14 protein-coding genes are annotated in these 13,058 nt (G+C 72.5%); 9 read left to right on the top strand and 5 right to left on the bottom strand.

Features of this window, described 5'->3' with window-relative positions:
• A complete protein-coding gene (locus ACFPIJ_RS62960) occupies window positions 1-498 on the bottom strand; it encodes a MarR family winged helix-turn-helix transcriptional regulator (protein WP_380129159.1) in 498 nt (165 codons plus the stop codon).
• 83 nt (window positions 499-581) lie between these two features.
• Between ACFPIJ_RS62960 and ACFPIJ_RS62965 the strand changes: the two genes are divergently transcribed.
• The 3 genes from ACFPIJ_RS62965 to ACFPIJ_RS62975 all read left to right on the top strand — a co-directional run bounded on the left by ACFPIJ_RS62965 (window position 582) and on the right by ACFPIJ_RS62975 (window position 2,568).
• Window positions 582-1,400 (top strand): SDR family oxidoreductase, encoded by an 819-nt coding sequence (locus tag ACFPIJ_RS62965; protein WP_380129160.1) that lies wholly within the window; start codon window positions 582-584, stop codon window positions 1,398-1,400.
• Window position 1,401: 1 nt separating this feature from the next.
• Window positions 1,402-1,764 (top strand): DoxX family protein, encoded by a 363-nt coding sequence (locus ACFPIJ_RS62970; protein ID WP_203851238.1) that lies wholly within the window; start codon window positions 1,402-1,404, stop codon window positions 1,762-1,764.
• 165 nt (window positions 1,765-1,929) lie between these two features.
• Window positions 1,930-2,568 carry a TetR/AcrR family transcriptional regulator gene (locus ACFPIJ_RS62975; RefSeq protein WP_380129161.1) on the top strand — a complete coding sequence of 213 codons (639 nt, stop codon included), beginning with the start codon at window positions 1,930-1,932 and terminating at the stop codon, window positions 2,566-2,568.
• A gap of 70 nt (window positions 2,569-2,638) precedes the next feature.
• Here ACFPIJ_RS62975 and ACFPIJ_RS62980 read toward each other — a convergent pair whose 3' ends face one another.
• Together ACFPIJ_RS62980 and ACFPIJ_RS62985 are read right to left on the bottom strand one after the other, a co-directional pair.
• The gene (locus ACFPIJ_RS62980; protein WP_380129162.1) at window positions 2,639-2,878 is read right to left on the bottom strand and encodes a hypothetical protein; all 240 of its coding nucleotides are present in this window, start codon (window positions 2,876-2,878) and stop codon (window positions 2,639-2,641) included.
• Window positions 2,879-2,930: 52 nt separating this feature from the next.
• A complete protein-coding gene (locus ACFPIJ_RS62985) occupies window positions 2,931-4,718 on the bottom strand; it encodes an ABC transporter ATP-binding protein (protein WP_380129378.1) in 1,788 nt (595 codons plus the stop codon).
• Window positions 4,719-4,819: 101 nt separating this feature from the next.
• Here ACFPIJ_RS62985 and ACFPIJ_RS62990 point away from each other — a divergent pair, with 101 nt between their 5' ends.
• A complete protein-coding gene (locus tag ACFPIJ_RS62990; protein WP_380129163.1) occupies window positions 4,820-5,245 on the top strand; it encodes a MarR family winged helix-turn-helix transcriptional regulator in 426 nt (141 codons plus the stop codon).
• A 50-nt stretch (window positions 5,246-5,295) separates the two neighbouring features.
• A complete protein-coding gene (locus tag ACFPIJ_RS62995; protein ID WP_380129164.1) occupies window positions 5,296-5,997 on the top strand; it encodes a hypothetical protein in 702 nt (233 codons plus the stop codon).
• 87 nt (window positions 5,998-6,084) lie between these two features.
• Here ACFPIJ_RS62995 and ACFPIJ_RS63000 read toward each other — a convergent pair whose 3' ends face one another.
• A complete protein-coding gene (locus tag ACFPIJ_RS63000) occupies window positions 6,085-6,972 on the bottom strand; it encodes a serine/threonine-protein kinase (RefSeq protein ID WP_380129165.1) in 888 nt (295 codons plus the stop codon).
• A gap of 108 nt (window positions 6,973-7,080) precedes the next feature.
• Between ACFPIJ_RS63000 and ACFPIJ_RS63005 the strand changes: the two genes are divergently transcribed.
• The 3 genes from ACFPIJ_RS63005 to ACFPIJ_RS63015 are packed head-to-tail and all read left to right on the top strand — an operon-like array spanning window position 7,081 to window position 11,215.
• A complete protein-coding gene (locus ACFPIJ_RS63005; RefSeq protein WP_380129166.1) occupies window positions 7,081-8,223 on the top strand; it encodes a hypothetical protein in 1,143 nt (380 codons plus the stop codon).
• Window positions 8,181-9,410, top strand: coding sequence for a putative bifunctional diguanylate cyclase/phosphodiesterase (locus ACFPIJ_RS63010; protein ID WP_380129167.1), 1,230 nt, complete (start codon window positions 8,181-8,183; stop codon window positions 9,408-9,410). The genes ACFPIJ_RS63005 and ACFPIJ_RS63010 overlap by 43 nt, the downstream gene beginning before the upstream one ends.
• Window positions 9,407-11,215 (top strand): diguanylate cyclase domain-containing protein, encoded by a 1,809-nt coding sequence (locus ACFPIJ_RS63015; RefSeq protein ID WP_380129168.1) that lies wholly within the window; start codon window positions 9,407-9,409, stop codon window positions 11,213-11,215. The genes ACFPIJ_RS63010 and ACFPIJ_RS63015 overlap by 4 nt, the downstream gene beginning before the upstream one ends.
• Here ACFPIJ_RS63015 and ACFPIJ_RS63020 read toward each other — a convergent pair.
• The gene (locus ACFPIJ_RS63020; protein WP_380129169.1) at window positions 11,194-11,397 is read right to left on the bottom strand and encodes a hypothetical protein; all 204 of its coding nucleotides are present in this window, start codon (window positions 11,395-11,397) and stop codon (window positions 11,194-11,196) included. The two genes, ACFPIJ_RS63015 and ACFPIJ_RS63020, sit on opposite strands and share 22 nt — an antisense overlap.
• A 171-nt stretch (window positions 11,398-11,568) precedes the next feature.
• Between ACFPIJ_RS63020 and ACFPIJ_RS63025 the strand changes: the two genes are divergently transcribed.
• Window positions 11,569-12,432: an aldo/keto reductase gene (locus ACFPIJ_RS63025; protein ID WP_380129170.1), complete on the top strand. Its 864-nt coding sequence runs from the start codon at window positions 11,569-11,571 to the stop codon at window positions 12,430-12,432.
• The last annotated feature ends 626 nt before the right edge of the window (window positions 12,433-13,058 follow it).

A 13,058-nucleotide genomic window follows, 5' to 3' on the forward strand; every position in this document is an offset into this window, starting at 1 on the left:
TCAGTCCTGGTCGGCCAGGGCGTCCGTGGCCTGCCGGCCGGCCGCGGTGGCCCGGTCCAGGAACTCGGCGAGCAGCTCGAGCTGCGTCTCGTCGTAGCCGGCGCAGAGGTCGTCCATGGCGGCGTTCATCCCGGTGTACAGGTGGAAGATCTCCGTGTTGCGCTCCTTGAGCGCGCGCACCTGGACGGCCCGGCGGTCCGCGGGGTCACGTTCGCGGGTGATCCAGCCGGCCCGCTCCAGGCGGTCCAGGACGCCGGTCATGGTCGCCGGGTGCTGACCGGCGCGCCGGGCGAGGGCGCTGGGGCTCATCGGCCCGTGCCGGTTGATCAGGTCGAGGCAGTCGAAGTCGGCGTCCTTGACCCCGAGCCGGCCGCCGACCTGGTGGTTGAGCAGCGACAGCTGGATCGACAGCTCCCGCAGCGACTCCTTGATCGCGGTCGTGGAGCGCCGCCGCTGCCGCTTGCCGTCCTGCTTCCCGTCCTGTGATACGGAACTCATATCATCTCGATCCCTGACTCATATATTATGAGATCCATACGATATCGGTTGTCGAAAACACGATACCTGGGAAAGGGACCGCGATGATCCTGCTCACCGGCGCGACCGGCACGATCGGCCGCCACCTCAGGCGAATCCTGACCGAGGCCGGCGAACCCGTCCGGGCCGTCACCCGCGGCGCCCCGCTGCCAGGCGTCGACAGCGTCCGGACCGTCGAGGCCGGCCTCGACGGCGTCTCCGCCCTGTTCCTGCACCCGCGGGTGGCCGGCGAGGACGCCGCCGGGATCCTCGCCGTGGCCCGCGCGGCCGGGGTCCGCAAGGTCGTCGCGCTCACCGCGATGAACGTCGAGGACCCGGAGGAGCGGCAGCCGTCCCGGTTCGCCGGTGACCGCAACAAGGAGCTCGACGCCGCGGCCCGCGGCAGCGGCCTGGAGTGGATCACCCTGCGCGCCTCCTCGTTCGCCGGCAACACCGCCCGGGCGTTCGGCCCGCAGCTGCGGGCCGGGCACGTCGTGCGGTACCCGTTCCGCGCCTTCCAGGAGTCCCTTGTGGACGAGCGGGACATCGCCGAGGTCGCCGCCGCCGCGCTGCGCGACGACGCCCTGGCCGGGCGGGCGCTCGAACTGACCGGCCCGCAGTCGCTGACCCACGGCGAGCAGGTCGCGACCATCGGCGCCGTGCTGCGCCGCCCGCTGACGTTCGAGGAGGTGCCGGCCGCGGTGGCCGCCTGGCAGCTCACCGTCGGCGGCATGCCGGAGCTGTTCGTGGGGGCGCTGATGGAGCGCTACGAACGGCACCTCGACCGGCCGCAGCACCCGCCGACCGGCGTCGTGGAAGAGGTCCTCGGCCGACCGGCGACCCCGTTCGCGACCTGGGTCGCCGACCACGCGGACGCGTTCTGACATGGCCGCCTACACCGTCGTCGCGCTGGTCACCGCCGCGGCGAACCTGTTCTCCGGCACCTGCGCGGTGGTGCACTTCCGGCCGATCCTGCCCGGCATGGCCCGCGCCGGGGTGCCCACGTCCTGGCTCACGTTCCCGATCGGCGTGCTGAAACTCGCCGGTGCCCTCGGTCTGCTCGCCGGGCTGGTGACGTGGTCCGGGCTCGGCACCGCCGCGGCTGCGGGGCTGGTGGTGTTCTTCGCCTGCGCCGTGTACACGCACCTGCTGGCCCGCGACTACTCGGCACAGTTCGGCCTGGCGATCGGCCTCCTCGCGCTCGCCGCCACGACCCTCGCGCTGGATCCCGCACTCAGCGTCGGGTAGAACCCGGCCGTCGATCCTTCCAACGAGCTTGGGCCGGGCGCCGGCTCCGATGGAACGTGGTTCTATCGAATCGTTGAGGAGGAACCCCATGGAGATCACCGAGAGGCTCGTGCGTGCCGAGCTCGACGCCGTGCCGGTGCTGCCCGAGCCGGTCGCGTTGTAGGCATGACCGAGCGGCGGTACTCCAGCGCGGTCCGGGCGGAGCAGACCCGTGCCACCCGGCAACGGGTGATCGCCGCCGCCCAGGCGTTGTTCCTGCGCCGCGGGTACACCGGCGCCACCGTCGAGGCGATCGCCGGTCGCGCCGGGTGCAGCGTCCAGACGGTCTACAACACCATCGGGGGCAAGGCGGCGGTCCTCAAGGCGGTCTACGACACGATGCTCGCCGGGGACACCGAACCGTTGACGATCGCCCAGCGCCCCGCCGCCCTGGCGTTGCGGACCGCGCCGGACGGCCGGACGGCCCTGGCCCTCTACGCGAAGATGGGCCGCGACATGGTCGAGCGGGTCCTGCCGCTGCTGCCGATCGTGCTCAGCGAGGGCGCGGCCGGCGACCGTGAGGTCCGGACGTTCATCGACACGACCGAGGCCGAGCGCGCGGTCGGCACCAGGGGCATCGCCGCCGACCTGGAGGAGTACTTCGGCCTGCGGGTCAGCGTCGCCGAGGCGGCCGACGTGCTGTGGACCCTCACGGCGCCGGACGTGACGATCCGCCTCGTGCACCGGTGCGGCTGGACCCTGGACCGCTACGAGCGCTGGCTCGCCGAGTCCATGGCCGACGCCGTCCTGCTCCGCTTCCCGTGATCCCCGCTTCCCGTGATCCGGAAGACCTTGAGTACTCAGGAGTGCACAAGGTCTTCCGGATCACGGGGGGTCAGCGGTTGCGCTGGCGCCAGGTCGCGAGGGTGGCTTCGAGGCGGCGCTGGTTGCGGCTGCCGCCGGACAGGCCGCGGCGGGCCCTGCCGTAGATCCAGACGGCGCCGCCGACGACGAGCGCGCCGACGATGAGGTAGCCGATGGCGCCCAGGAGCACCTTGACCAGCCAGAGGGTGATCGCGCCGACGATGAACAGTCCGACGACGGCGGCAGCGATCCCTGCGAGGATTCGACCCATGCCTCCAATATGCGCCCGCGGCGGTGGCGGGCGCATCGGGGAAGTCACCGATTCAGGCGGCCAGCGCCGCGTAGGGGCCGGCGGCTGCCAGGAGGGTGGCGTGGGTGCCCCGCTCGATGACCCGGCCCTGGTCGATGACCAGGATCTGGTCGGCGTCGCGGACGGTGGAGAGGCGGTGCGCGATGGTGATCGTGGTGCGTCCCTCGGCCAGTGCGTCGAAGGCCCGCTGGACGGCACGCTCGGTCTCGGTGTCCAGGGCGCTGGTCGCCTCGTCGAGCACGAGGATGCGCGGGTCGCGCAGCAGGGTGCGGGCGATCGCGATGCGCTGCTGCTCACCGCCGGAGAAGCGGTAGCCGCGGGAGCCGACCATCGTGTCGTAGCCGTCGGGGAGGCGGGAGATGAGGTCGTGGATCTGCGCGGCCTTCGCCGCCTCGACCAGCTCAAGGTCGCTGGCGCCGGGCTTCGCGTAGCGCAGGTTCTCCCGGATGGTGGTGTGCAGCAGGTACGTCTCCTGGCTGACCACCCCGACGACCGCGGCGAGATCGGCGAGCCGGACGTCGCGCAGGTCGATGCCGTCGATGGTGATCCGGCCGCCGGTGGGGTCGTGCAGGCGGGCGACGAGCGAGGCGATGGTGCTCTTGCCGGAGCCGGTCTCGCCGACGAGGGCGAGGGAGGTGCCGGCGGGCACGTCGAGGCTGACCCCGGCGACCGCGGCCGCGTCGCTGCCCGGGTAGCTGAAGGTGACGTCCTCGAAGCGCAGGTGGCCGCGGGTGGTGGCGCGGGGCAGGGGCACCGGGTGGGCCGGGTCGTCGACCTCGACGGGCAGATCGAGGTACTCGAAGATCCGCGCGAACAGGGCGAGCGAGCTGGTCAGTGACACGCCGACGCCGAGCAGGCCCATCAGCGGCCGGAACAGCGCGGACTGCAGCGCGGTGAACGCGACCAGGGTGCCGATGCTCAGCGAGCCCGCGGTCGGCGGCAGGCCGGCGCTGAGGTAGATGACGGCCGGGATCGCGGCGAAGATGATGCTCATCGAGGCCATCCGCCAGCGTCCGGCGAGCTCGGAGCGCAGCTCCAGGTCGATCAGCCGGTTCGAGGACGCGGTGAACCGCTCGACCAGCGCGGCGCCGGCGCCCATGGTCTTGCTCAGGCGCACGCCGCTGACCGAGAGGCCCTCCTCGATGGTGACGTTGAGGTCGGCGAGCTCCCGCTGGCGCGCGGCGGTGATCTCGCGGCGCATCCCGGCGACCTTGCGGGTCAGGTAGATCGCGGGCGGCAGCACGACGAGGGAGACCAGCGACAGCCGCCACGACAGCGCGGCCATGGCGACCGCGGTGGTGATCGTGGTGGTGAGGTTGGACGCGACGGAGGTCGCGGTCGAGGTGACGACGCTCTGCATGCCGCCGATGTCGTTGGTGATGCGGGACTGCACCTCGCCGGTCCGGGTGCGGGTGAAGAACCCGACGGACTGGCGCTGCAGGTGGGTGAAGACGTCGGTGCGCAGGCGGTGCATGACCTGCTGGCCGACCCTGGTCGACATCCAGGTCTGCACGACGCCGAGCGCCGAGGTGACGGCGGCCACGGCGACCATGCCGCCGACCAGCCAGAAGAGCAGTGTGGTGTCGCGCTCGGGCAGGGCCTTGTCGATGACCTCGCGCAGCAGGAACGGTGACGCCCCGCCGAGCACGGAGGATACGACGATGATCGCGACGACGGCGGCCAGCGGGCCGCGGTGGGCGGTGAAGAGGCGGCCGATGCGGGTCAGGGAGACGTCCTTGGCCTGGGCCTTGTTGCGGGCCTTGTCCGCGGCGCTGAGATCACGGGTGCGCTGGGGGCGCATGGGGTGTTGGGGTTCCAAGGGAACTCACCTTCTGTAGGGGATGTTTTGTTGAGGTTACCTCACTATGAGGCTCCAACACTAACCCCTGCTACCGTATTCCCGTGAAGCATGCCGACGACGGCCGTGACGAGAGTCTCGCCGAGGTGTTCTGGAGCGTCGCCCGCCGGCTGCGGCACCTGACCCACGAGACGCTCGAGCCGATCGGGATCACCCCCGGGCAGTCCCGCGCGGTGGCGGTCCTCATGCGGCACGGCGTCATGCGGCTGAGCGAGCTGTCCGACCACCTGCGCATCGCGCCGCGCTCGACCACCGAGGTCGTCGACGGGCTGCAGGAGCGCGGGCTCGTCGGGCGCCGTCCCGACCCGGCGGACCGGCGCGCCACGCTCGTCGCGCTGACCCAGGCGGGGCAGGACATCGGCGAGGCGATCCGCACCGCCCGGGCCGCCGAGGCCGACCGGTTCTTCGCCGACCTCGACGCCGACGACCGGGCGACCCTGGCGCGTATTCTGCGGACGCTGAAGGCGTAGATTCGCCGGGCGGCCGAACGGGTACGGTTCGGTCAGCCGCCGATCGACGTTTGCATCAGGAGACGACCGAGTTGACCGAGGCGATGGCACTGCGCTGGCAGGAGGCCGACCGGGCCGTCGAGTCGCTCGTCGCGGCCCTGGTCGCGGCGGCCGCGCGGACCGCGGACCACAGCGGCCGCAGCCGCCCCCGCGGCCGGGCGCGCCCGGAGCGTCGCCCGAAGAGCACCCGCCGCCACATCGCCGAGGTCGTCCGCGCCCACCAGCTCGCCCCTGGGCTGCGGGTGGACCGCAACATGGTCGCGGCGCTGCTCATCGGCCACCGCGACCTGGTGAGCAATCCGGTCCTGGTCGTCGCCGTGGCCCAGGCCTGCAGCATCATCGAGGGCCGCAAGCTGAGCGCGAAGAAGGCGGCCCGGATGCGCGCGGCCAGCCTGCGCGTGGCGAAGCTCATCGCCCGCGCCGAAGCGGCCACCCCGCCCGTGCCGGCCCAACGCCCCGACCCCGCTCCCCTTGAATCCATGTCGGTGGATTCGGTACGGGATGAGCCGGCCCAGGCCGTGCCCGCGAAGGTCGAGCCGGCCCGAGCGGACGCCGAGCGCCGCAGGCACGACGCGCGGCGCACTGCCGCCCGCCGCCGGGCCCGGGCTCGCCGGGACCGGGCCCGCCGCCGCCGGATTCGCCGCCGCTGGTGGCTGGCCGCCACCACGGTCCTGTTGCTCCTGGTCGTGATCGCCCTGCTCACTGTCGGCTGAGGACGCTCACTGTCGGCCGGCGACGGTCACGGTCGGCCGACGACGCCGGCGGTCCCCGATCGGGCGGTGCGGGTCACCGCGTCCGGCTCAGACGGCGAGCGTCGGCGCGTTGAGCGCGGCATGCGCAGCGGGCGCGGCGGGCCGGTGGGTCAGGACCGGCGGGACGTGCACCGGCACGTCGACCGCGGCGGCCAGGATCAGCGCCAGGGCGACCGCCGTGGGCCGGACCTCGGGGACCTTCGACAGGCAGGCGGCGCACAGCTCGGCGATCTCCGGTGGCAGCCCGTCGATCGGCGGCAGCTCGGCCGGCGGCGTGAACCGGTGCGCGTGCAGCACCTGCTCGTCGGTGTCGACGGGCCACGGGATCCGGCCGGTCAGGCACTGGTACAGCAGCACACCCACCGCGTACACGTCGGCGGCCGGGCTCGCCGGGCCGCCGTCGAGGCGCTCCGGCGCCAGGTAGGCGGGAGTGCCGAACAGCACCCGCTCCGACGGGTGCCCGACCCGCGCGGCGACCCCGAAGTCGAGGATCTTCGCGCCGGCCGCCGTGAGGACGATGTTGGCGGGCTTCACGTCGCGGTGCACGATCCCGTGCCCGTGCGCGGCGGCGAGCCCGGCGCCGACCTCGGCGCAGATGCGGCCGGCGACCTGCCAGTCGAGCGGCCCGGCCCGCATCGCCTCGACCAGCAGCGGCCCTTCGACGAGCTCCATCACCAGATACGCGGTGCCGCGCCCGCCGCGGCGGGACGTGCCGAAGTCGTAGACGGCCACGACGTTGGGGTGGGCGAAGCGGGCACCCGAGCGGGCCTCGTTGCGGGCGCGGTCGAACGCGTCGGGGTCGGCGGCGTGCTCTGAGGTGAGCAGCTTGACCGCGACCTCCCGGTCGAGGACCTCGTCGTGCGCCCGCCAGACACTCGCCATGCCGCCCTGGCCGAGTTTCGAGCCGAGGCGGTACCTCCCACTCAGACACCGCATGGACACCTCCTTCCCGGATCGGCGGCGAACCACACGGCAACCCGCCGGGCAACCGGCGCGCAACCACCCGGAGGTGGACTCAACAGAGGTCACTGACAGGAGGCGTGTGTGCACACAACGAAACGGGTGCTGCTGGCCTTCGGCGCGGCCGGGATCGTCGCCTCGTCGCTGACGACGGGGCGGCTCGGCCACGTGATCTGGTTGCTGACCGCGATCGTGTGTGCGTCGCCGCTGCTGCTCCGGGTGTGGCGAAACCGTGGCACGGTGGCCGCGCCGTGGCGACTGGTCGTGCTCGGGTTCGCGGTGCGGCTCGCGTCCGACGTCATGTGGTGCGTCGAGGATGTGCGGCACGACGGCGCGGTGCCGTTCCCGTCCTGGAACGACATCGGCTACCTGGCGTCCTACGGGCTGCTGATGGCCGGCCTGGTCCGCGCTGCCGGCGGGCGGGCCCGCACCGCGCTGCTCGACGCGTCGATCATCGCGGCCGGGCCGGCGCTCGTCGACTGGATGTTCCTGGTGCACCCGTATCTGCACCACGCCGACCCGGGCGGCCCCGGCGCGACGGCCCTCGCGCTGCTCTACCCGATGTGCGACCTGGTGCTGTTCGCGACCGGGGTGCGGGTGCTGTTCGCCGACGCGCGGTCCAGCCCGGCCAACCGCCTCGTCCTGCTGGGCGCCGGGCTGCTGCTGGCGGGCAACTTCATCTTCTTCGCCCACGCCGCGACCGGCACGACCCGCTCGGTCGACCTGCTCGACAACGCGCTGTGGCTGCTGTCGTACCTGGTGCTCGGCCTCGCCGGGCTGCGGCGTGAGCTGCCGGTGACCGGCTCGCAGGAGCCGTCCGGCGACGGTCAGGCGATGTCCCGCGCGCGGATCGTGGCCTTCGCGGGTGCGGCGGTGATCGGCCCGCTCATGTTCGTCCTCCAGCGGACCTTCACCGACGGCGACGGCGACCACCTGATGGTGCCGGCGACGGTGTCGGGGAGCCTGTCGCTGCTGCTGGTCCTGCGCCTCGGCGGGCTCGCCCGGGTCGCGCAACGGCGCTCCGCCGAGCTGGACCTGCACGCCGGTGAGCTGGAGCGGCGCGGCCGGGACCTGGCCGAGGCCCTGGTCGAGCGGGAGGCACTGGAGCACCAGTTGCGCCACGGCGCCCTGCACGACCCGACCACGGGCCTGGCGAACCGGGCGCTGCTGATCCAGCGCATGGAGTGGGCGCTGACGAGAAACGACGATCAGGCCGGCACGCGCTGATCCTGCTGGACCTGGACCGCTTCACCGACGTCAACGACGCGCACGGGCACGGCTTCGGCGACGAGGTCCTCGTCGCGGTCACGGACCGGCTGCGGGGCGTCGCCGCGCCCGCCGACACCCTGGCCAGGCTCGGCGGCGACGAGTTCGGGCTGTTCGTCGAGGACGTCGACCCGCTGCGCGCCCAGCACCTCGCCGAGCACCTGCGGGCCGAGCTGAAGGCGCCGATCGTGATCGGGACGCGGACCGTACACCTGACCGCCAGCCTGGCACTGGTGCATCTCACGCCGAAGGCCGCGCCCCGCGACGCGGTCGCCGACGCCGAACTGGCCCTGCGGGCGGCGAAGCGGGCCGGCCGGGACCGGGTCAGCGTCTACCGGCCCGAACTGCGCGCGGCCCGGGAGACGTTCACCCGCATCAGCGCCGGCCTGCGGCACGCGATCGAGCGGGGCGAGCTGACCGTGCACTACCAGCCGGTGGTGGAGCTGCCGTCGGCGCGGATCGTGGCGGTCGAGGCGCTGCTGCGGTGGACGCCGCCGACCGGCCCGGTGCCGCCGCTGGACTTCATCCCCGTCGCCGAGGAGACCGGGATGATCGTCCCGATCGGCGCGTGGGTCCTCGAACAGGCGTGCCGGGACGCGAAGGACTGGCACGACCGGCACGGTACGTCGCTGACGGTGAACGTCTCGGTGCGGCAGCTGGCCGAACCCGGCTTCGCCGACCAGGTGCTGCGCACCCTGGCGCGGACCGGGCTGCCGGCCGCCGCGCTGGTCCTGGAGATCACCGAGTCGGTGTTCGTCGGGGTCGCCGACGACGCGGCGCCGCTGCTCGCCGCCCTCGACGGGCTGCGCACGCACGGCATCCGGGTCGCGATCGACGACTTCGGGACCGGGTACTCGTCGCTGTCGTACCTGACCCAGCTCCCCGTCGACATCCTCAAGATCGACCGCTCGTTCGTGCCGACGTCCCAGGAGGTGGGGGAGGACCACGCGTTCACCCGCGCGGTGCTGCAGCTGGGCACCAGCCGGCAGCTGCCCGCGATCGCGGAGGGCATCGAGACCCAGGAGCAGGCGCAGCTGCTGCACGACCTCGGCTGCCGGCTCGCGCAGGGCTACCACTTCGCCCGGCCCGGACCGGTCGCCCAGGTCGACGCCGCCTTCCTGCGCCTCAACCCGGCGCTGACCCCGTGAGACCCCAGTTACGCCGCGACCCCGTGCTCATCGCACTGACCGCCGGGTCGGTGCTCCTGATCGCGCTGCTGCTCGCCGGCACGGGCGGCGTCCGGCTGTTCTGGTCCGCCCTGCCCGGCTACGACCTGCTGCTGTGGATCTTCACGCGGCGGGTCGCGGCGATGCCGGGCGTCCCCGCGGACGCGCGGCGGTTCTGGCGCCGATCCGGGCAGGCCGCGGTGTTCTTCGTCGTCGGCGACCTCAGCCAGACCGCGGTCGCCTGGCTGCACCCCGGACCCGCCGCGGCGGTGCCGAACTCGTTCCAGGCCGGCGCGATCCTCACCGGCACCTGCTGGCTGATCTGGGTCATGCTCACCCACCCCGCGCACCTGCCGTCCACGGCGGCGAAGGTGCGCTTCTGGCTCGACGCGGGCGCCGTCCTCGTCGGTGCCGGCGTGCTCATCTGGCTGCTGCTCCTGCCGCACGCCGGCGGCGTCGGCGGGGCGCCGGTGGCGCTGCTGCTCGGCACCGTCATCATCGCCATGACCGCGTTCTCCGCGGTGAAACTGGTGCTCAGCGGCAACGCGCCGCTGACCGTGCTCGCCGCCGCGCCGATGCTGGCCGCCGCCGCCATCCAGGGCGGCGTCGGTGCCCTGGTCAACGCCGACAGCACCCACCAGCGGCTGCTGCTGGCCGCGCAGGTCCTGCCCGCGGCATTGCTGGCGTTCGGGCCGCGGCTGCAGGAGCACTCGGTGCGCCTGGACCCGGTGCGTTCCGTGCGCCCGGCGCGGCGGCCGTACAGTCTGCTGCCGTACACGACGCTCGTCGGGCTCTTCGCGGCCCTCCCGATCGTCCTGCGCGACGGGCTCGGCCCCGACGTGTGGCTGCTGCTCGGCGGTCTCGCCGCGACCACGGCCCTGGTCGTCGTGCGCCAGCTGCTGGCCTTCCGGGAGAACGCGGCCCTGCTGTCGGAGCTCGGCGCGCAGCAGGAACGCTTCCGGTCCCTGCTCGCGCACTCCACCGACATCACCTCGATCGTCGACGCCTCCGGCGCGCTCACCTACGTGACCCCGGCGACGGAGCGGCTGCTGGGCAAGTCGCCCGCGGCGGTGCTCGGCACGACCGTCGTCTCCCACGTCCACCCGGACGACCTGCCGGCGTTCGCCACCGCGATGGACACCCTGCGGGCCGCCCCGAACGCGTCGGTGAGCTACCAGGTCCGCTACGCGCACGCCGACGGCTCCTGGCGCTGGCTGGACGTGGTCAGCCGAAACCTGCTGCACCTGCCGAGCGTCGGCGGATACGTCAGCAACGCCCGCGACGCGACCCAGGCCCGGCTGCTGCAGGACGAGCTGCGCCACCAGGCGACCCACGACGGCCTGACCGGCCTGGCCAACCGGGCGCTGTTCGACGCGCGGCTCGCCGCCGCCGCGTCGCACCGGGTCGCGGCGGTCCTGCTGGTCGACCTCGACGACTTCAAGGCCGTCAACGACACCCACGGCCACCACGCCGGGGACGCGGTGCTGGTGGGCGTTGCCGAACGGCTCGCCGCCAGCGTCCCGTCCGGCGGCACCGCGGCCCGCATCGGCGGGGACGAGTTCGCGGTGCTGCTACCCGGCCTCGACGTGCGCGCCGCGGAGGCCGTCGCCCACCGGTTCCTGGACCTGCTGGAGGTGCCGGTGCCCGTCGACGGTCACCAGCTGCTGGTGCGGGCGAGCGTCGGCGTCGTCGACGGCGACCCGAAGGCCGCCGAGGCACTGCTGCAACGCGCCGACGCCCGCATGTACGCAACCAAGCGCGAAACTCAGATGTCCTCGTCGAGCTGAGTCGCGCGGCGCGCCTCACGCACCAGCTGACCGGTCGAGTCGACCGCACCGTCGTCGATGCGTCCACCGCGGGCCTCGTGCACGGCGCGGCTCTGTGCCTGCTCGTGCTCGCGCCGCGCGGCTGCCCTGGCCTGGCCCTCCGGGCTGTCCGGGTCCACCCCGGTCGGGTCGAATGCGTTCATCGGATCACTCCAGACGGGTTGGCGTTGGCGTGCTGCGCACCATACCCACACCCGCCGCCGCGAATCCATAAGCAATTCACCACGCATCCCACCCACTGGATCCGGAATACCGCCGCCCCGTGGATAGGTTTGGCTGGTTACCTGCTTTTTGTTGTAAGGAGATCCCGCCGCATGTCACAGCAGATCAGCGCGCACGCCGGGGCGGCCGGCACCATCGACCTCGGCGGTGACCTGACCGTCAACCGGCTCGGCTTCGGGGCCATGCGCATCACCGGCGCCGGCATCTGGGGCGACCCGCCCAGCCGCGCCGACGCCGTGGCGGTGCTCCGCCGCGCCGTGGAGCTCGGTGTCACCTTCATCGACACCGCCGACTCCTACGGCCCCGACACGAGCGAGGAGCTGATCGCGGAGGCGCTGTACCCCTACGCCGACGACCTGGTCATCGCCACGAAGGGCGGCCTGGAGCGGTCCGGCCCCAACGAGTGGAGTTCCAACGGCGACCCCGCCCACCTGCGCAAGGCCATCGACGGCAGCCTCCGCAAACTGCGCCTCGAGCAGATCCCGCTGTATCAGTTCCACCGCCCCGACCCGCGGGTGCCTCTGGAGGACTCGATCGGCGCCCTCGTCGAGGCCAAGGACGCCGGCAAGATCCGCCACATCGGCGTCTCGAACTTCACCGAGGCGCAGCTGCGGGTCGCGCAGGCCCTGACGCCGATCGTGTCGATCCAGAACCGCTACAACGTGGACGACCGCGGCTCCGAGTCGCTCGTCGACCTCTGCGAGCAGGAGGGGATCGTGTTCCTGCCGTGGGCGCCGATCCAGAACCTCGACGGGGTGCAGGCGGTGTCGGACATCGCGGCGCGCTACGAGGTTTCGACGCGGCAGCTGGTGCTGGCGTGGCTGCTCGGCCGCTCCTCGGCGATCCTGCCGATTCCGGGGACCGGCTCGGTGTCGCACCTGGAGTCGAACGTGGCGGCGGCTTCGGTGGCGTTGACTCCGGCTGAGATCGCGACGATTACCGCTGCGACTGCCTGACTCCTCTGGTCGTCCAGACCTTCAAATATTCGCCCAACGTTGCGGGGACTTGATGGCACCGCCCGGCCGCTGGCGCGTCCGTGCGACAGGGTTGCGTGGTCACCCTGATAGCCGTCTCGCGGTGATCCCAAGCCAGGTCCGCACTCGCATGGTCTACCGCCGTCGAGGTCATCATTCGGTGCTACAACACCGTCTGCAGCCAAAAAACGAAAACCATCGATCACTGGACTGGGTGGTACCAGCGCTCCGGAACGGAAATCTTGAACTACCCGGTGGATTACCCCCCCGTAGGACAACAGCGATCCACCGGGTAGCGAGGATGCACCGGGTTGTTCTGCGGGTCCGGAGCGGCAGTCTTGAACTACCTGGTGGATTAGTGACCGCGGGCGGTCAGTAATCCACCAGGTAGTTCGAACGTCGGGTCCGGCGAGGGCGGGGCGGGGAGATTTGCGGCTTTTGTGACCGGCGGCGGTGTGGCACCACCGAATGACGACCTCGACGGCGCTGGACCATGTGAGTGCGGACCTGGCTTGGGATCACCGCAAGACGGCACGGACCGGGACCACGCCACCCTGTCGCACGGACGCGCCAGCGGCCGGGCGGGAACCCCAAAGTCCCCTTGCGCG

Source organism: Dactylosporangium cerinum (genome assembly GCF_042653625.1).
Taxonomy (GTDB): Bacteria; Actinomycetota; Actinomycetes; order Mycobacteriales; family Micromonosporaceae; genus Dactylosporangium; species Dactylosporangium cerinum.

Bases quoted from the DNA above. Each gene is read 5' to 3' on its own strand.
- ACFPIJ_RS62960 (WP_380129159.1), bottom strand. From the start codon at position 498: ATGAGTTCCGTATCACAGGACGGGAAGCAGGACGGCAAGCGGCAGCGG.
- ACFPIJ_RS62965 (WP_380129160.1), top strand. From the start codon at position 582: ATGATCCTGCTCACCGGCGCGACCGGCACGATCGGCCGCCACCTCAGG.
- ACFPIJ_RS62970 (WP_203851238.1), top strand. From the start codon at position 1,402: ATGGCCGCCTACACCGTCGTCGCGCTGGTCACCGCCGCGGCGAACCTG.
- ACFPIJ_RS62975 (WP_380129161.1), top strand. From the start codon at position 1,930: ATGACCGAGCGGCGGTACTCCAGCGCGGTCCGGGCGGAGCAGACCCGT.
- ACFPIJ_RS62980 (WP_380129162.1), bottom strand. From the start codon at position 2,878: ATGGGTCGAATCCTCGCAGGGATCGCTGCCGCCGTCGTCGGACTGTTC.
- ACFPIJ_RS62985 (WP_380129378.1), bottom strand. From the start codon at position 4,718: ATGCGCCCCCAGCGCACCCGTGATCTCAGCGCCGCGGACAAGGCCCGC.
- ACFPIJ_RS63000 (WP_380129165.1), bottom strand. From the start codon at position 6,972: ATGCGGTGTCTGAGTGGGAGGTACCGCCTCGGCTCGAAACTCGGCCAG.
- ACFPIJ_RS63020 (WP_380129169.1), bottom strand. From the start codon at position 11,397: ATGAACGCATTCGACCCGACCGGGGTGGACCCGGACAGCCCGGAGGGC.
- ACFPIJ_RS63025 (WP_380129170.1), top strand. From the start codon at position 11,569: ATGTCACAGCAGATCAGCGCGCACGCCGGGGCGGCCGGCACCATCGAC.